This window comes from Roseovarius roseus (genome assembly GCF_043355935.2).
GTDB lineage: Bacteria > Pseudomonadota > Alphaproteobacteria > Rhodobacterales > Rhodobacteraceae > Roseovarius > Roseovarius roseus.
The window spans coordinates 1-12,435 of sequence record NZ_JBHFPE020000030.1 but is presented as its reverse complement, the minus strand read 5'-3'; the positions used below and the strand labels follow the sequence as shown (position 1 = coordinate 12,435).

13 protein-coding genes and 1 pseudogene are annotated in these 12,435 nt (G+C 59.4%); 11 read left to right on the top strand and 3 right to left on the bottom strand.

Annotation, left to right across the window (positions count from 1 at the left end; translation table 11 throughout):
- Nucleotides 1–542 precede the first annotated feature (542 nt).
- A complete protein-coding gene (locus ACEWPL_RS18755; protein ID WP_393931227.1) occupies nucleotides 543–1,127 on the bottom strand; it encodes a poly-gamma-glutamate hydrolase family protein in 585 nt (194 codons plus the stop codon).
- Nucleotides 1,128–1,184: 57 nt separating this feature from the next.
- Nucleotides 1,185–2,135: a class II glutamine amidotransferase gene (locus ACEWPL_RS18750; protein ID WP_393931225.1), complete on the bottom strand. Its 951-nt coding sequence runs from the start codon at nucleotides 2,133–2,135 to the stop codon at nucleotides 1,185–1,187.
- 562 nt (nucleotides 2,136–2,697) lie between these two features.
- On the opposite strand from ACEWPL_RS18750, the gene ACEWPL_RS18745 reads away from it, so the two are divergent.
- Nucleotides 2,698–3,165, top strand: coding sequence for a GNAT family N-acetyltransferase (locus ACEWPL_RS18745; RefSeq protein WP_393931223.1), 468 nt, complete (start codon nucleotides 2,698–2,700; stop codon nucleotides 3,163–3,165).
- 137 nt (nucleotides 3,166–3,302) lie between these two features.
- On the top strand, nucleotides 3,303–3,644 hold the full coding sequence (locus tag ACEWPL_RS18740; protein WP_393931221.1) for a zinc ribbon domain-containing protein YjdM: 342 nt from the start codon (nucleotides 3,303–3,305) through the stop codon (nucleotides 3,642–3,644).
- 183 nt (nucleotides 3,645–3,827) lie between these two features.
- Here the strand turns inward: ACEWPL_RS18740 and ACEWPL_RS19540 are convergent.
- Nucleotides 3,828–3,911 (bottom strand): annotated as a pseudogene (locus ACEWPL_RS19540) (protein NO VEIN domain-containing protein); the annotation flags it as partial.
- Between the two features lie 589 nt (nucleotides 3,912–4,500).
- Between ACEWPL_RS19540 and ACEWPL_RS18735 the strand changes: the two are divergent.
- From ACEWPL_RS18735 to ACEWPL_RS18695, 9 genes are all read left to right on the top strand, one after another.
- Nucleotides 4,501–5,388 (top strand): tyrosine-type recombinase/integrase, encoded by an 888-nt coding sequence (locus ACEWPL_RS18735; RefSeq protein WP_393931219.1) that lies wholly within the window; start codon nucleotides 4,501–4,503, stop codon nucleotides 5,386–5,388.
- A 12-nt stretch (nucleotides 5,389–5,400) separates the two neighbouring features.
- On the top strand, nucleotides 5,401–6,600 hold the full coding sequence (locus ACEWPL_RS18730) for an IS91 family transposase (protein WP_393931217.1): 1,200 nt from the start codon (nucleotides 5,401–5,403) through the stop codon (nucleotides 6,598–6,600).
- 591 nt (nucleotides 6,601–7,191) lie between these two features.
- Entirely contained in the window at nucleotides 7,192–8,220 is a 1,029-nt protein-coding gene (locus ACEWPL_RS18725; protein WP_393931215.1) for an IS110 family RNA-guided transposase, read from the top strand.
- A 364-nt stretch (nucleotides 8,221–8,584) separates the two neighbouring features.
- Nucleotides 8,585–8,950, top strand: coding sequence for a hypothetical protein (locus ACEWPL_RS18720; protein WP_393931213.1), 366 nt, complete (start codon nucleotides 8,585–8,587; stop codon nucleotides 8,948–8,950).
- Between the two features lie 11 nt (nucleotides 8,951–8,961).
- Nucleotides 8,962–9,342, top strand: a complete 381-nt coding sequence (locus tag ACEWPL_RS18715) for a hypothetical protein (protein ID WP_393931211.1) — start codon at nucleotides 8,962–8,964, stop codon at nucleotides 9,340–9,342.
- A gap of 13 nt (nucleotides 9,343–9,355) precedes the next feature.
- Nucleotides 9,356–9,523: a hypothetical protein gene (locus tag ACEWPL_RS18710; RefSeq protein ID WP_393931209.1), complete on the top strand. Its 168-nt coding sequence runs from the start codon at nucleotides 9,356–9,358 to the stop codon at nucleotides 9,521–9,523.
- Between the two features lie 14 nt (nucleotides 9,524–9,537).
- Nucleotides 9,538–10,953, top strand: coding sequence for an APC family permease (locus ACEWPL_RS18705; RefSeq protein WP_393931207.1), 1,416 nt, complete (start codon nucleotides 9,538–9,540; stop codon nucleotides 10,951–10,953).
- Nucleotides 10,954–11,011: 58 nt separating this feature from the next.
- Nucleotides 11,012–11,713, top strand: coding sequence for a hypothetical protein (locus tag ACEWPL_RS18700; RefSeq protein ID WP_393931205.1), 702 nt, complete (start codon nucleotides 11,012–11,014; stop codon nucleotides 11,711–11,713).
- Nucleotides 11,710–11,997 carry a hypothetical protein gene (locus ACEWPL_RS18695; protein ID WP_393931203.1) on the top strand — a complete coding sequence of 96 codons (288 nt, stop codon included), beginning with the start codon at nucleotides 11,710–11,712 and terminating at the stop codon, nucleotides 11,995–11,997. Before ACEWPL_RS18700 ends, ACEWPL_RS18695 begins: the two co-directional genes overlap by 4 nt.
- Nucleotides 11,998–12,435 lie beyond the last annotated feature (438 nt).

The window sequence follows — 12,435 nt, the reverse complement described above, 5'->3', positions numbered from 1 at the left end:
CGCTCAGTGAACGAGCAACACCGGCTATGAAAAAGCAGGTGGACGCCAGTTCCTACACCACTTCCCGGGGCACTACCGATACCACCTACTTGCGCTCAAGCGCCATTGCACCGATCGCGTCCAAGACCAATCATGCAAACACTTCAATCTAACTATTCAAGTGGGTCGCTCACTGCGCCATCCGCGACGATCATACAGTCTCAGCGCGTGGCATAAAGATCAGCTACCGCGCGACCGACGACGATCATCGGCACAAGCGTGGAAAATATGACTTTGCTGCGCGCTGCAGAAACGGCGGCTAAGTGCAGGAACTGGACCATGCGAAGCAATGCGTGTCGAATACCAGGTTCCGTAGCGACCGGTCCGATTCAGTCATCAAATAGCCAGCCCATGTCGGCATCAGCGTGCCACTCCCGGCTCATTCGGCCGCTTGTCTGTCCCAGTCCTTCGGTTTGGGAAGCGTCTCGAACGTGTGCTCGGGCACCGGCGACGGCAGGGTCCATTCAAGCGTATCGGCGTAGTCGTTCCAGTAGCTTGAACTTTCAATTTTCTGACACGGCCAAGATCACCTTTCGGACAGCTAGGCAAAAGGCGTCCAAGGCATTGCGCTCTGCCACCAAGCTGCGACGCAACGACATTGGGAGCTCGAGCTGCACCCCCTTCCCCGCGCGTGTCCGGTTGCAGATGTTCGTCTCATGGACGCCCGGCAGTTCCGTGTTGGGTTCTGCCCTGAAGTCGGCCTCGCGCAGCGACACGCCGATCTCATCGCGCAAATCAGTCGCGAGCCCGCCCAGCCATACGGTGTCGGCCCCATTATCCTTACGTCCGTGGATCGCGACCGCGATCTGGGATTTTCCAACAAGGTAAAGCGCTTGGGGTTCGTCAAAGCGGTGAGAGGTGATGTGAAAATCGCCGTGCGCCCCGGCCTTCAAAGCCTCAAATGCGTAGAAGGAAAATTCGCTGCCCGCGATAGCCTCTGCGATTCTTGCTGTCTCAGGCTCAATGGTGCCGCCGTGCGGCGCAAGGATCACCGCAAAAGAGCCCCGATCCTCGCTCCGGACGCGGTAGTCGACTTCCGGCTGCATATCGGCGGCGAGATCTTCGAAGCTATCGTAGCGATCAGCCATAGATCATTCTCCTTCACAAGGGAAAGGTTGTACAATTTCCTCAGCGAGGTTGCGCACTCACATCTTCAACTTGCTCACCGTCCCGGAAATCTTGCCAGCCTTTCTCTCCAAGGCTACAATTTCACCGAATTCGACTTTCAACCATGCGTCGCCGTCTTCAGTGAGGGGCTCGGACGAGAAAATGGCGGATGTCGCCTCACCCTCCGGAGCGTCGTCGACCTCGTAGGACTTCGCATAGTTCCGAAAGTTCTTACCCGTGAGCACATACATCGGCTCCAGAAGCATGGAGAGCGCCATGTCGTCCTTTCCGGTCGCGGATGGCCGCAGCTCTTTCCAGTTGCCCGCCACGTCCGCCTCACCGTCGTGACCGCAACCGTAATTGACCCCGATGATCCGGTTCGGCGCGACCAAGGCAATCTTCAGCTTGGTCAACGCAGCCAGATCGAGCTTTTTCATCGCCTTAACTATGACCTCCAGAAGTTTCTCGAAGCCTTTCTGGACCTCCTCGTTACTGTCGCCCCCGAGCAGCGAGAGGAGCAGGACATAGAGAAATTCCGTGTCAGTGGTTCCGCGCATTTGCCTGAGATACCGATCTTCACAATGCACCAGTAGCTCCCTTTGCAAGAGCCTCCAGTTCGGCAAGGCACCGTTCTGGGCAATGATCCAGGGCGTTCCGTCAAAGGAAAAGGGATGACAGTTTTCATCGGTCTGGACGACGCCCGAGTGATAGCCTGATGCCCTTACATGAGCCAAGACGGTGCTGGCCTGAAGGCTGGGAATGACGCCCTTGGCATTGTCGTCATAGAAGGCCGCCTTGGGCCTATGATAGAGCAGCGGCTCCTCAGGCCTCAGAAAATGTTCGCTCCAGGCCCCGAAACCCCAGCCTGCCAGCTGAAGGTGCGGATGAAGCTCGGGGTCCAGGCTCTGATTGACCAGGCTGTTTTCTGGCTCCAGAAGCAGACTCTCGAGCGGTATTTCCGGGCCGATATAGGCAAGAACGCGGCACATGTTTTCTCCAGACGTGTTAGGTCATTGCGGTCCAGACCGCTTGCTGCGCGCAGGGCCCGAACTTTTGCAAGGATCGATGTCTGCACACCATAGACCTTGCCGTCTGGCGCGGCGTTGAGCAAGCAGGGCTCGGAGCGGACCTTCTTTGCGATGGTCGCCAAGGGGCGGTAAGGGCCGGCAACTGCGTCAGACAGCTATCGCGGGCGCCCTTCGCCGGGCTTGGCGCTAAGGGACGTTATGGGCTTGCCAATTCCTAGATCCGAGAGCTTTCCCAGCACCAAGCCCGGGGGCATCGGGATCCGGCTGGCGGAAGAGGGTCATCCCTCATCCAACAACTTCTTTGAGCGGAACCTTCTCGGAATGAGACGGTACGCTCAGAAGTGCGGGCGCGAACGGTGTGCGGCGGCCTATCACCCTTGCAGACACACCAGAGCCATGACTCATGCGCGATTGCCGGTATGTTTCCTCCCCGGTTGACTCGGACGGGCCATCTGTGTCAGGCGCGCAGCTTTCACGATGCATTCCGGCGGGCTGGCGCCGGGCCCAGCTGAAGGAAGGACCCATGGCACTCACCCTGCGTCGAAACCGTGACTGCGATCTCAGCCCCTTGGCAAGGATGCTGCCGGACTCGGAAATACCGTTGCTCAATCCCAATGCAAAAGTGCCCTTCGACGAGATGGAATGGCATCACAAGTGGCTTGGCGACCGTGAAGACGTCTCTTTCTACCTTCAGGACGCTGCGGGTCGAGATGTGGGGTTCTTCGCCCTGCGGGAGGGTGTCGGGCCGGAGGTGCGACACCTCACTTACGTCTATCTGGTCGAAGAGGCCCGCGGTGGGGCCGCTGCGGAGCTGACAGAGCGCGTGGAGCAGGCCGCGCTGGAACTCGGCGCGCTGGTCCTGACCTTGAAAGTGGACCTCGACAACGCGCCAGCTTTGAACGCCTATCTCTCGGCCGGGTACGAAGAGCTGTCCCGTCGCCGGGGCATGGCTACGATGCGGCTGGACCTGGAGAAGCGGCACGCTGCATAAGAAGGCTCGCCACAAGTTTAGCAGTCCGCTTCAAGTTACCAGCGGATCGACGCTGCGCCTTGTATGGAGGTCCGGTTACGGCCATCCGCTTCTTTAGCGGTCTGGCTTGCCGCCATCGGGGAAGCTATAGGTTTCTAATGAATGATACATTGCCACCTTGTCCCGAATGCTCTTCCATTTTCACCTATCAAGTGGACGCCCTGTTGACCTGCCCGGAATGTGGTCACGAATGGGAGCCGGGGGCGTCGTCGACCGGGGAGCCGGCGGTGCGCGACAGCGTAGGCAATATTCTGAGCGACGGTGACGCAGTCACGGTGATCAAAGACCTAAAGGTCAAGGGGTCCTCGTCCGTTGTGAAAGTCGGCACCAAGGTTCGCAATATCCGGCTTGTGGACGGAGATCACGATATTGACTGCAAAATTCCGGGAATCGGCCAGATGGGCTTGAAGTCCAAATTTGTGAAGAAGACATCCAATTGAAATTTGCCTAGGGTTGCCGAACGCCATGTCAGCCGGCAGCTACGGCTAGCTTATCTCGCGCCGGGGATCCTCAAGCGACGGGTCCACAAGCGCGAGGCGCCCGCTGTGACCCTGTTGAAACTAAACGATGTCGCGGCCCTGCCGTGGGACGAGCTCCCGGAGCGGGTGTTCGACTGAGCTTGAGTGAAAGCTCGCCTGAAACGTCGTTGCGGTCAGCGACACATGGACATCGAGCGGCGGGGGCAGTTCGAACGCCTTGGAGTCACGCTACGCCTTTTGTTTTTGCTGCTCCTTTTCAGTGCGGCGTCGCCCAAGGAACTGCCCGCCTGCAACCCCGCCGCTAAACCCCAAAATATGGCTATGAGCAGAAAGCCAAAACTTGGGGCGGAATGCGGCACGTCGCGCACCAATCAGGGCTCTTGGACAGATTCAGCACTTGAATGTGGCGGACGACTGTCCGCCATGCGGCTAAGGCACCGCCTATAAAACGTATTTATATAAAGTATTTGAAGATTCGGGAAAATCTAATTGTGTGGCAAATTGTGTGGCGCTTATTTGCTCCTGCAGTATTGGTTGCGGGAGAGCGCAACCGCCGTTGCTTACCTCAACTTCAGTGCATGGTTTAGTGAGCAGCTGGGAATCAAACCCCGGACATAAGGGGCGATTTCTGTGACTTCCGTCTCCACGCAGACCTCAAAAAAAACAAATGCACGGTGACTATGGGCGGGTGGACTAAGCCGCTCCGCGGCAAAGGCGCCCGTGGCTGGCGTTGGTGCGTCATCTCACCGTTTTTCTATGTGGCTGGCCTTTCTGGGATGACGATTGGGATCTTCCCACCGTCAGACAGGAGGTTCCCATGGAGGAGAAGAACACCACCCCGCTGCGCCAGCGGATGATCGAGGACATGAACATCCGCGGGTTGTGCGAGAAGACCCAGAAAGCCCACATCCGGAATGTGAAGCATTTCGCATCCTTCCTCGGGCGGCCGCCCGACACCGCCACGCCAGAGGATCTGCGGTCATACCAGCTCAAGATGACCCAAGAGGGGGTGACCGCCAGCACATTCAACGTGCGCATCATCTCGCTGCGGTTCTTCTTCGGTGTCACGTGCGGACGCGACGACATGAAGCGCTTCATGCAGTTTCACCGCAATCCCCGGAAGTTGCCCATCGTCCTGAGCGTCGAGGAAGTGGCAGATCTGATGGCAGCCGTGCCGGGCCCGGGTCTCAAGTATCGCGCGGCGCTCGGGATCAGCTACGGAGCCGGGCTGCGCGCGTCCGAGGTCTGCAACCTGAAGGTCAAGGATATCGACAGCGACCGGATGTTGATCCATGTCGATGACGGCAAGGGCGGGCGTGATCGCAAGGCGATGCTCTCGCCCAGCCTGCTGGATCTGTTGCGAGACTATTGGCGCGAGTCCCGTCCCGAGGGCTGGTTGTTCCCGGGCAAGCCGAAGATAAACCCGCTTTCCCCGCGTCAGTTGAACCGGGCATTCACCTCGGCCAAGCACATGGCGGGTATCAAGAAGGCCGCGACATTGCACACGCTGCGGCACAGCTTCGCCACCCATCTGCTGGAAGCGAACACGGACGTGCGGGTGATCCAGGTGCTGCTCGGCCACGCCAAGCTGACGACCACGGCACGCTATACCCATGTGGCGACCAAGACGATCCGCGGCACGGTCAGCCCCTTCGAGCAGATGAAGCTGCTTCAGGACGAGACCCTGCGACGAGGGTTGGAGTAGCCCCCGAGGCCGGTGGCCCGGCCGAAGCTGGAGATCGCTGACATCTTCCGTGCCCATGGTCCTGCGTGGCGGCAGACCAATGCGGGGCATGTCAGCCTGACCCTGCTGAAGGTCATGTCGGCGATCGAGGCCTGTCGGACCGAAGCGCTCGGCGGGCATGTGGCGGGCTGTGCCAAATGCGGCCACCACCACGTCGCCTACAACAGCTGCAAGAACCGGCACTGCCCAAAGTGTCAGGGACCGGCGGCGCGCGACTGGATGGCGGCGCGCGCCGGAGACCTGTTGCCCGTGGAGTATTTCCACGTGGTCTTCACCCTTCCGGCCGAGATCGCGCAGATCGCCTATTGGAACAAGAAGGCGGCCTACGGGCTGCTGTTCCGCGCCTCGGCCGAGACCGTCATGACCATCGCGGCCGACTCCAAACGCATGGGCGCGCGGGTGGGCATAACCAGCGTTTTGCACACCTGGGGCTCAGCGTTGACGCACCATCCCCATATCCACATGATCGTCCCCGGTGGCGGCCTGTCACCTGACGGCACGAGGTGGGTTCCCTGCCGCCCCGGGTTCTTCCTGCATGTGCGGGTTCTGTCGCGGCTGTTCCGGCGCCTGTTTCTGGAGGGGTTAATAGCCTTGCACCGGGCCGGCCATCTGACCTTCTTCGGTGATCTGGCCGAACTGGCCCGTGCGGACACCTTCACAGCCTGGCTCGCCCCGTTCTGCAAAACCGAATGGGTGGTCTATGCCAAACCGCCCTTCGGCGGCCCAGAAGCGGTGCTGGCCTATCTGAGCCGCTATACGCACCGGGTCGCGATCTCGAACGCCCGCCTGGTCAGCGCCGATGCCCACACCGTGGCGTTCCGCTGGAAAGATTACCGCGTCAAATCCGGCGACCGGCAAAAGGTCATGCGGCTGGCCACTCCTGAGTTCATTCGGCGGTTCCTGATCCACGTCCTGCCTGACGGCTTCCACCGCATCCGGCACTACGGCCTGCTGGCCACCTCAGCCCGCAAGGCCAACATCACGAAGATCCGCGCCTTGCTCGCCGTCCAGCAGCCCGAACAGGCCACCGCGTCAGGACCCGACGCCGAGATCATCCCACTCACCTTGCGCGAACCATGCCCCTGCTGCGGTGGCCCCATGCGCATCATCGAGATCTTCCGCCGCGGGCAAAAACCGATGTCGCGTGCCCCACCGAGGGAGCAGGCAGCATGACATATCGCCCGTCATCCGTCACGAAACAGCACCGGCTGCACTCCGCAGACCCGGTCCGCACAGCGTGTGCTCGTTCCTTTCCAGCGCGGCAAAAGGCGGCGACAACTTCGAAACGCACTGCCTTGTTGGGATTACCGGCCGGGTTTATGGTCGTGTCAGGTGTCCGGCTCGCCATCAGCCGCAACAGGGATGCAGCCGCCGCTCCGATCGTGCGAACACTTTCCCCATAGCCTGATCCAAGACCCCCGCGGCTTCCTCCTTCCGAGGTTTGTCAACGCGGGCCGCCACCTCCCGGCCGCCCATCTCGCGCCGCGGCCCGCATCGAAAAACCTTCAGGAAAGCGGACATTCGCTGCGCTTTGCACCGAGGTCTGCAGTGCGGGGCATTTCAAATCTTCACTGCAAGTTCGCCAATGTCCGGTTCGGTGTACCGTTCAACAAACGGTGGTTTTTGGGAGGCTTAGTGCGGACGCAGCTGAAATACATTGAGTCTTGCCGATGATGTAGCCATCAGGCTTTGATGATGTGACCGCCCCCCGACGGCATCAATGTGCCAAGGTGGGTCTGCGATGATCCACAAAGGAGGACGGTCATGTCGGAGATTATCACTGTCGGGCTCGACCTGGCGAAGAATGTGTTCCAGGCCCACGGGGCAGATGGCTCTGGCAGAGCGGTTCTGCGCAAGAAGTTGCGGCGCGCGCAGGTTCTGGAGTTTTTCAGCCAACTGCCGCGCTGTGTGGTTGCGATGGAAGCGTGCGGCGGCTCCCATTTTTGGGGCCGGGAAATCGGCAAGCTTGGACATGAGGTGAGGGTCATCCCGCCCGCCTACGTGACGCCCTTCGTGAAGCGTCAGAAAAACGATGCGGCCGATGCCGAAGCGATCTGTGAGGCCGCACTGCGCCCGACGATGCGGTTCGTGCCTGTGAAGAGCGAAGAGACGCAGGGCGCGGCTATGGTGTTTCGGGTGCGCGAGCTTCTGATCCGGCAGCGGACCCAGGCCATCAATGCACTTCGAGGGCATTTGAGCGAGTTCGGACAGGTCGTGCCACAAGGGGCGGCCAACGCGACGAAGTTGATTGCAATCATCGAAGATCCAGAATGCGATCTGCCCTCTGACGCCATCCCTACACTCAAGGTTCTGGTCGCGGCACTGACGCAGTTGGAGGCAGAGATCGGCAAGCTCGATACTGAGATCGCCCGTCGTGCCAAAGAAAACGAATTGGCGCGGCGTCTGATGACGGTTCCGGGCATCGGCCCGCTGATCGCCACGGCCATAGCGACCCTTGCGCCGCCGCCCGAGACTTTCCGCAAGGCTCGGGATTTTGCGGCCTGGCTCGGGCTCACACCACGACAACATTCCAGTGGCGGCAAACAGCGGCTCGGAGCCACGACGAAGATGGGCGAACGGTCCCTGCGGCGGCTCCTGATCATCGGCGCTAACAGCGTCATCATCAAACGGCACACTCATGCTGCGGCCCAGCCAGGCACATGGCTGGGCGGGATGCTGTCACGCAAGCCACCAATGCTGGTGCGGGTGGCGCTGGCTAACAAGACGGCGCGCATCGTCTGGGCCCTGATGGCCCGCGGTGGCGTTTATCAGTCTCCGACCCCGGCGGCATAAGCCCGCTGTAGGTCGCGAGGACGTCGGAGCGTAAGAGGGCAAGGAGAAGTTTGGCGCAACAGTCGTGAGACGGGATCGGGAGAACCAGTGTGCAACAGAGTGCCATCGAGCACGCGGCTTTGATCTGGACCCGACCTTCGAACACCATACGGGCCCGCGGCATCTGGAACGCCGCATCATGAGGCCGGATACATGTCAGCACCCGATGACGCGCTAAAATAAGCTCTGAAGATTCCTCTTGCGCAAGGGGCGGTTATACATGTTGCAAAACTCACGTCCGCGGCGTGGTTTCCCCATTCCCGTCGCCAGTCAATCCGCGGTTATTTCAAACTTGACTTGAAGTCGCAATCTGTGCGTTCTTGGAATGATAAATTTTTTACTGCCAATAAAAGACGCCATTCAGAAGAGCGTCAAGATTCACAACCAGCAGGAGAATTCAATGCCCGACTTAACTGAACGCATCAAGAAGATGCACAGCCGCGATACGGCTGTCGCGTGGGCTTTTGTCGTCGGCCTTTGGCTGACAATCATCTTTGTCGCTCTGGCCACCTGGCACCTCGCTCCCAATGGCACTGCGCGCATTGTGTTGCTGGTCGGCGGCGCGACAATCCTGGTTCTCAACACAGCCGCAATCGTCGCTATGTTGCGCCACTATCGCGAGGATCGCGATTTCATGTACGGGCTGGACATCAAATTTCTTGATCTCGCCCGCGCACAGAAAAAACCCTGAGAGGACCGGATATGGCTAACTACATTCCCCCCGTCCAAACCAAGATCGGGCAGATCATCGATGTCATCGTTCTGCTGGTGCTGGCGGTTGGTGCGCTTTACGTGCCGCTCTTTCTGGGTCTGGCGGGCAGCTCACAGACATCGAACGTACCTGACAACCCCACGTGGGAAACCCTGGGGCAAAACCCCACTATGGTCGAAAAATGGAATGAGCTTGGCTATGCCACAGCCGCCGACGCTGCCGAACTGATCACGGCGCGTTTCGACTACTCCTTTTCGATCCTCAGCCTTCTGGTGACGATCGCAGTGGTCGTAGGCTATTTCGCCCTCGCGCTGCGGTTCTCCGACAAGGAATATCGCGACGTGATTAACGAAAAATTTGGCGACAAGTGAACAGGGGCTGAACATGGATATCTGGAATGTCTTGGAATACGCCGCCTGGGGGCTTTCGATCGTCTTCGGGCTCTATATCGTCATCGACTGGATAAAGACCGACAGCACCTACAGCGAAGAGGAACTGATGTCCTCGCGCGAGGGCGAGCTTGAGGCGATGACCGAAGAACATAAACTCTGATTGGAGTGAAAAAGATGTCTGATACGGATATCACATCCACAGAGATGGATGGAATGGGCCCCAAAGGGGTCAAGCTGGGTCTGGCCCGCGTTCTGGGACCGGCGCATATCTGGGGCCTTGGTGTCGGCATCGTCCTTGTGGGCGAATACATGGGCTGGAACTTTGCCGTCGGCAAGGGCGGCGCCTATGCCGCGCTGCTCGCGTGCTGGTTCGCCGGCATACTTTATTCCTGCGTCGCCATGATCGACAGCGAGGTGACGTCGACTGTCGCTGCTGCGGGCGGTCAATACACGCAGGCCAAGCATATCGTCGGCCCGTTGATGGCCTTTAACGTCGGGCTTTATCTGGTTTTTGCCTACACGATGCTGGAGGCGGCAAATGCGATCACTTTCGGCTTCTTGATTGATACGGTGGCGGGGATGATGGGTCATGAAGGGCTCGACGAGAGACCGTTCATCATTCTGGCGATCATGTTTCTGGCCTGGCTGAATTACCGCGGTGTTCTGGCAACGCTTACCTTTAGCCTTGTCATCACGGCATTTGCCTTTTGCGCGATTATTGCGCTGTTTCTGTCGACGGCAGTTTTCATGTCCGACAGCCCGCTGCGCCATGTCGAACTGATGACTGACCTGCCGTATGGGTGGCTAGGTGTTCTGGCGGCCATGCACTTCGGCCTGTGGTATTACCTCGGGATCGAAGGCACTTGCCAGGCGGCCGAAGAGGTTCGTTCGCCCGCGCGCTCGCTGCCCTTCGGAACGCTGGCTGGCGTCATGACGCTGCTGATCGCGGCAACGCTGACATGGTATGTCTGCGTGGGTCTGATGCCGTGGGAGTACCTGGGGCAGGCGGGCGTTCCGCTGTTCGACGCGGCACGCTTGACGGGTTCGACGACCCTGATGGTGCTTTTGGGCATCGGCACGATGTTTGCCACATTGGCCTCGGCCAACGGCTGCATTAACGATGCCAGCCGGGCGTGGTTCGCCATGGGACGCGATCACTATCTGCCGGACTGGTTCGGCGCTGTGCATCCCAAATTCCGCACGCCGTACCGATCGATCATCTTCCTCGTGCCGATTGCGCTGGTTTTCGCCTTGGGGGCGCCTTTGGATCAGGTCATCACCTTCTCGATCCTTTCCGGCCTCTTGGGATACACCTTCATGCCACTAAACGTGATGATGTTCCGTCGCAAATGGCCGCTGGATACGATTAAACGCGGGTATGAGCATCCGTTCCACCCCATCCCGGCGATCATCCTGCTTTCGCTTTGCGGTGTGACGTTCTTTGCGGTGTTTCTTGGATACGGCTCGCAGTTGATTGCGATGCTGTCATTCTACATCATCGTATCGCTCTGGTTCCACTTCTGGCGCTATCGGTTCGTGCGCCGTGCAGCGCAGTTCACGATGCCTTGGCCCAGGCCGCGCGGATACTGACACGATCCACAGACCGGCCCGCCCTATTCGGCGGGCCGGATCATTTTGGACCGGAGGAATGATGGACCGATTTTTCACAGGGGTGATGCTGATAGCAGCAGCGACGGTTTTGGTCTTGCTGTTCCGGCACCTGCGCCGCGCCTCGACCGAGCGTATTACGCAGCGCACCGGATATCTGGATGCTTGCCGCGCGCTGATGACCGCGCCGCGCATGGGGCTGGGTGACAGCGGCTTTGCACGGCTGGCCGGTCATTATCTTGGGGTTGAGGCGGATGTTCAGGTGCTGCCTGACACACTGACCTTTCGCAAATTGCCTGCCCTTTGGGTTCTGGTGACGCTGCCCGGACGGCTGCCGGTAGAGGCGACAATGAACCTGATGATCCGCCCGACCGGGGTTGAGCCGTTTTCACGCTTTCATTCCCTGATGCACCAACTGGATTGTCCCTCAGATTTCCCCGATGATTGCGCGGTCCGCACCGACAGCCCTCCACATATGCCACCCGAGGATCTGGTGCGCGCCCACATGAACATCTTTGACGATCCGCAGGTCAAGGAACTGGTGATTTCGCCCAAAGGCATCCGCATCGTGTTTCTGGCAGAAGAGGCGCAGCGCAGTCGCTATCTGATCTATCGCGACGCTGAGATGGGCGCCTCGCCCCTGTCACCCGATCTGCTGAAGCCCAAGCTGGACCAGTTGGTTGCGCTGCGCGCGGATGTGTTGGACGCCAAAAATACCGAAGTGCAAGAGTTGCGCGCATGACTATCGTATCCCGCCGCCCCCCAAATCCCCGTCTGGTGCTGGCTTCGGCCATTCTCTTGCCGGCCTCCGGCCAGGTCCTTAATCGGCAGCCGGTCCGCGGGCTGGTCTTTGTGTTTTTCATCCTGCTGTTGGGCGGCTTCACGCTCCAGACTGCGTCGCCCGGTGTGTCGATCGTGGGCAAGCTGGCAGGCGGCCTGTTTGTCTATGCAATGGCGATCTACGACGCTTACAAAACCGCCCGTATCCGCCACGCGGTCTGGGCGGTCAGCGGGCGCATAGACTGAGTTGCACAGCGCAATTCATCGCAAAAAACGTAGTCGGTGACTAATTTAGGAAGATTTGATCACCACCGCGGTTAGCCAATTCCCTCTGATTTTGTATCTGGACGGTCGGTATTCTCCAGCGTCCAACGGTTTCGCCTCTCTGACCGCGCCCGTGTCAAGGTTTTCCACTAACCCCGTCTAGCCCTCCATCACGAAGCCTCCCAAGGCCAGCGTTCTTCACCAGTATCGGCGTATTTCGTTGAAAAACTCGTGCTTGATCGAAGCGCAAGTTGCTGATTCAATTCTTCTGTCCAGCGGGAGAATTGAGCAATGTTGGGACCGAGACAGGAAGCGGAGGCAGCACTTTTCTATGAGTTCTCGCTAGGGTCAGGACTCATAGCCAATAGATCACGATCGCAGCGAGGGCGATTGCGGATAGAAAGACTTTTGGGCATCTGT

What these genes read in the sequence shown, in the direction of transcription:
- ACEWPL_RS18755 (WP_393931227.1), bottom strand. Translation starts at nt 1,127, where the DNA reads ATGGCTGATCGCTACGATAGCTTCGAAGATCTCGCCGCCGATATGCAG.
- ACEWPL_RS18710 (WP_393931209.1), top strand. Translation starts at nt 9,356, where the DNA reads ATGGATATCTGGAATGTCTTGGAATACGCCGCCTGGGGGCTTTCGATC.
- ACEWPL_RS18695 (WP_393931203.1), top strand. Translation starts at nt 11,710, where the DNA reads ATGACTATCGTATCCCGCCGCCCCCCAAATCCCCGTCTGGTGCTGGCT.
- ACEWPL_RS18705 (WP_393931207.1), top strand. Translation starts at nt 9,538, where the DNA reads ATGTCTGATACGGATATCACATCCACAGAGATGGATGGAATGGGCCCC.
- ACEWPL_RS18725 (WP_393931215.1), top strand. Translation starts at nt 7,192, where the DNA reads ATGTCGGAGATTATCACTGTCGGGCTCGACCTGGCGAAGAATGTGTTC.
- ACEWPL_RS18700 (WP_393931205.1), top strand. Translation starts at nt 11,012, where the DNA reads ATGATGGACCGATTTTTCACAGGGGTGATGCTGATAGCAGCAGCGACG.
- ACEWPL_RS18735 (WP_393931219.1), top strand. Translation starts at nt 4,501, where the DNA reads ATGGAGGAGAAGAACACCACCCCGCTGCGCCAGCGGATGATCGAGGAC.
- ACEWPL_RS18740 (WP_393931221.1), top strand. Translation starts at nt 3,303, where the DNA reads ATGAATGATACATTGCCACCTTGTCCCGAATGCTCTTCCATTTTCACC.
- ACEWPL_RS18745 (WP_393931223.1), top strand. Translation starts at nt 2,698, where the DNA reads ATGGCACTCACCCTGCGTCGAAACCGTGACTGCGATCTCAGCCCCTTG.
- ACEWPL_RS18715 (WP_393931211.1), top strand. Translation starts at nt 8,962, where the DNA reads ATGGCTAACTACATTCCCCCCGTCCAAACCAAGATCGGGCAGATCATC.
- ACEWPL_RS18720 (WP_393931213.1), top strand. Translation starts at nt 8,585, where the DNA reads ATGATAAATTTTTTACTGCCAATAAAAGACGCCATTCAGAAGAGCGTC.
- ACEWPL_RS18750 (WP_393931225.1), bottom strand. Translation starts at nt 2,135, where the DNA reads ATGTGCCGCGTTCTTGCCTATATCGGCCCGGAAATACCGCTCGAGAGT.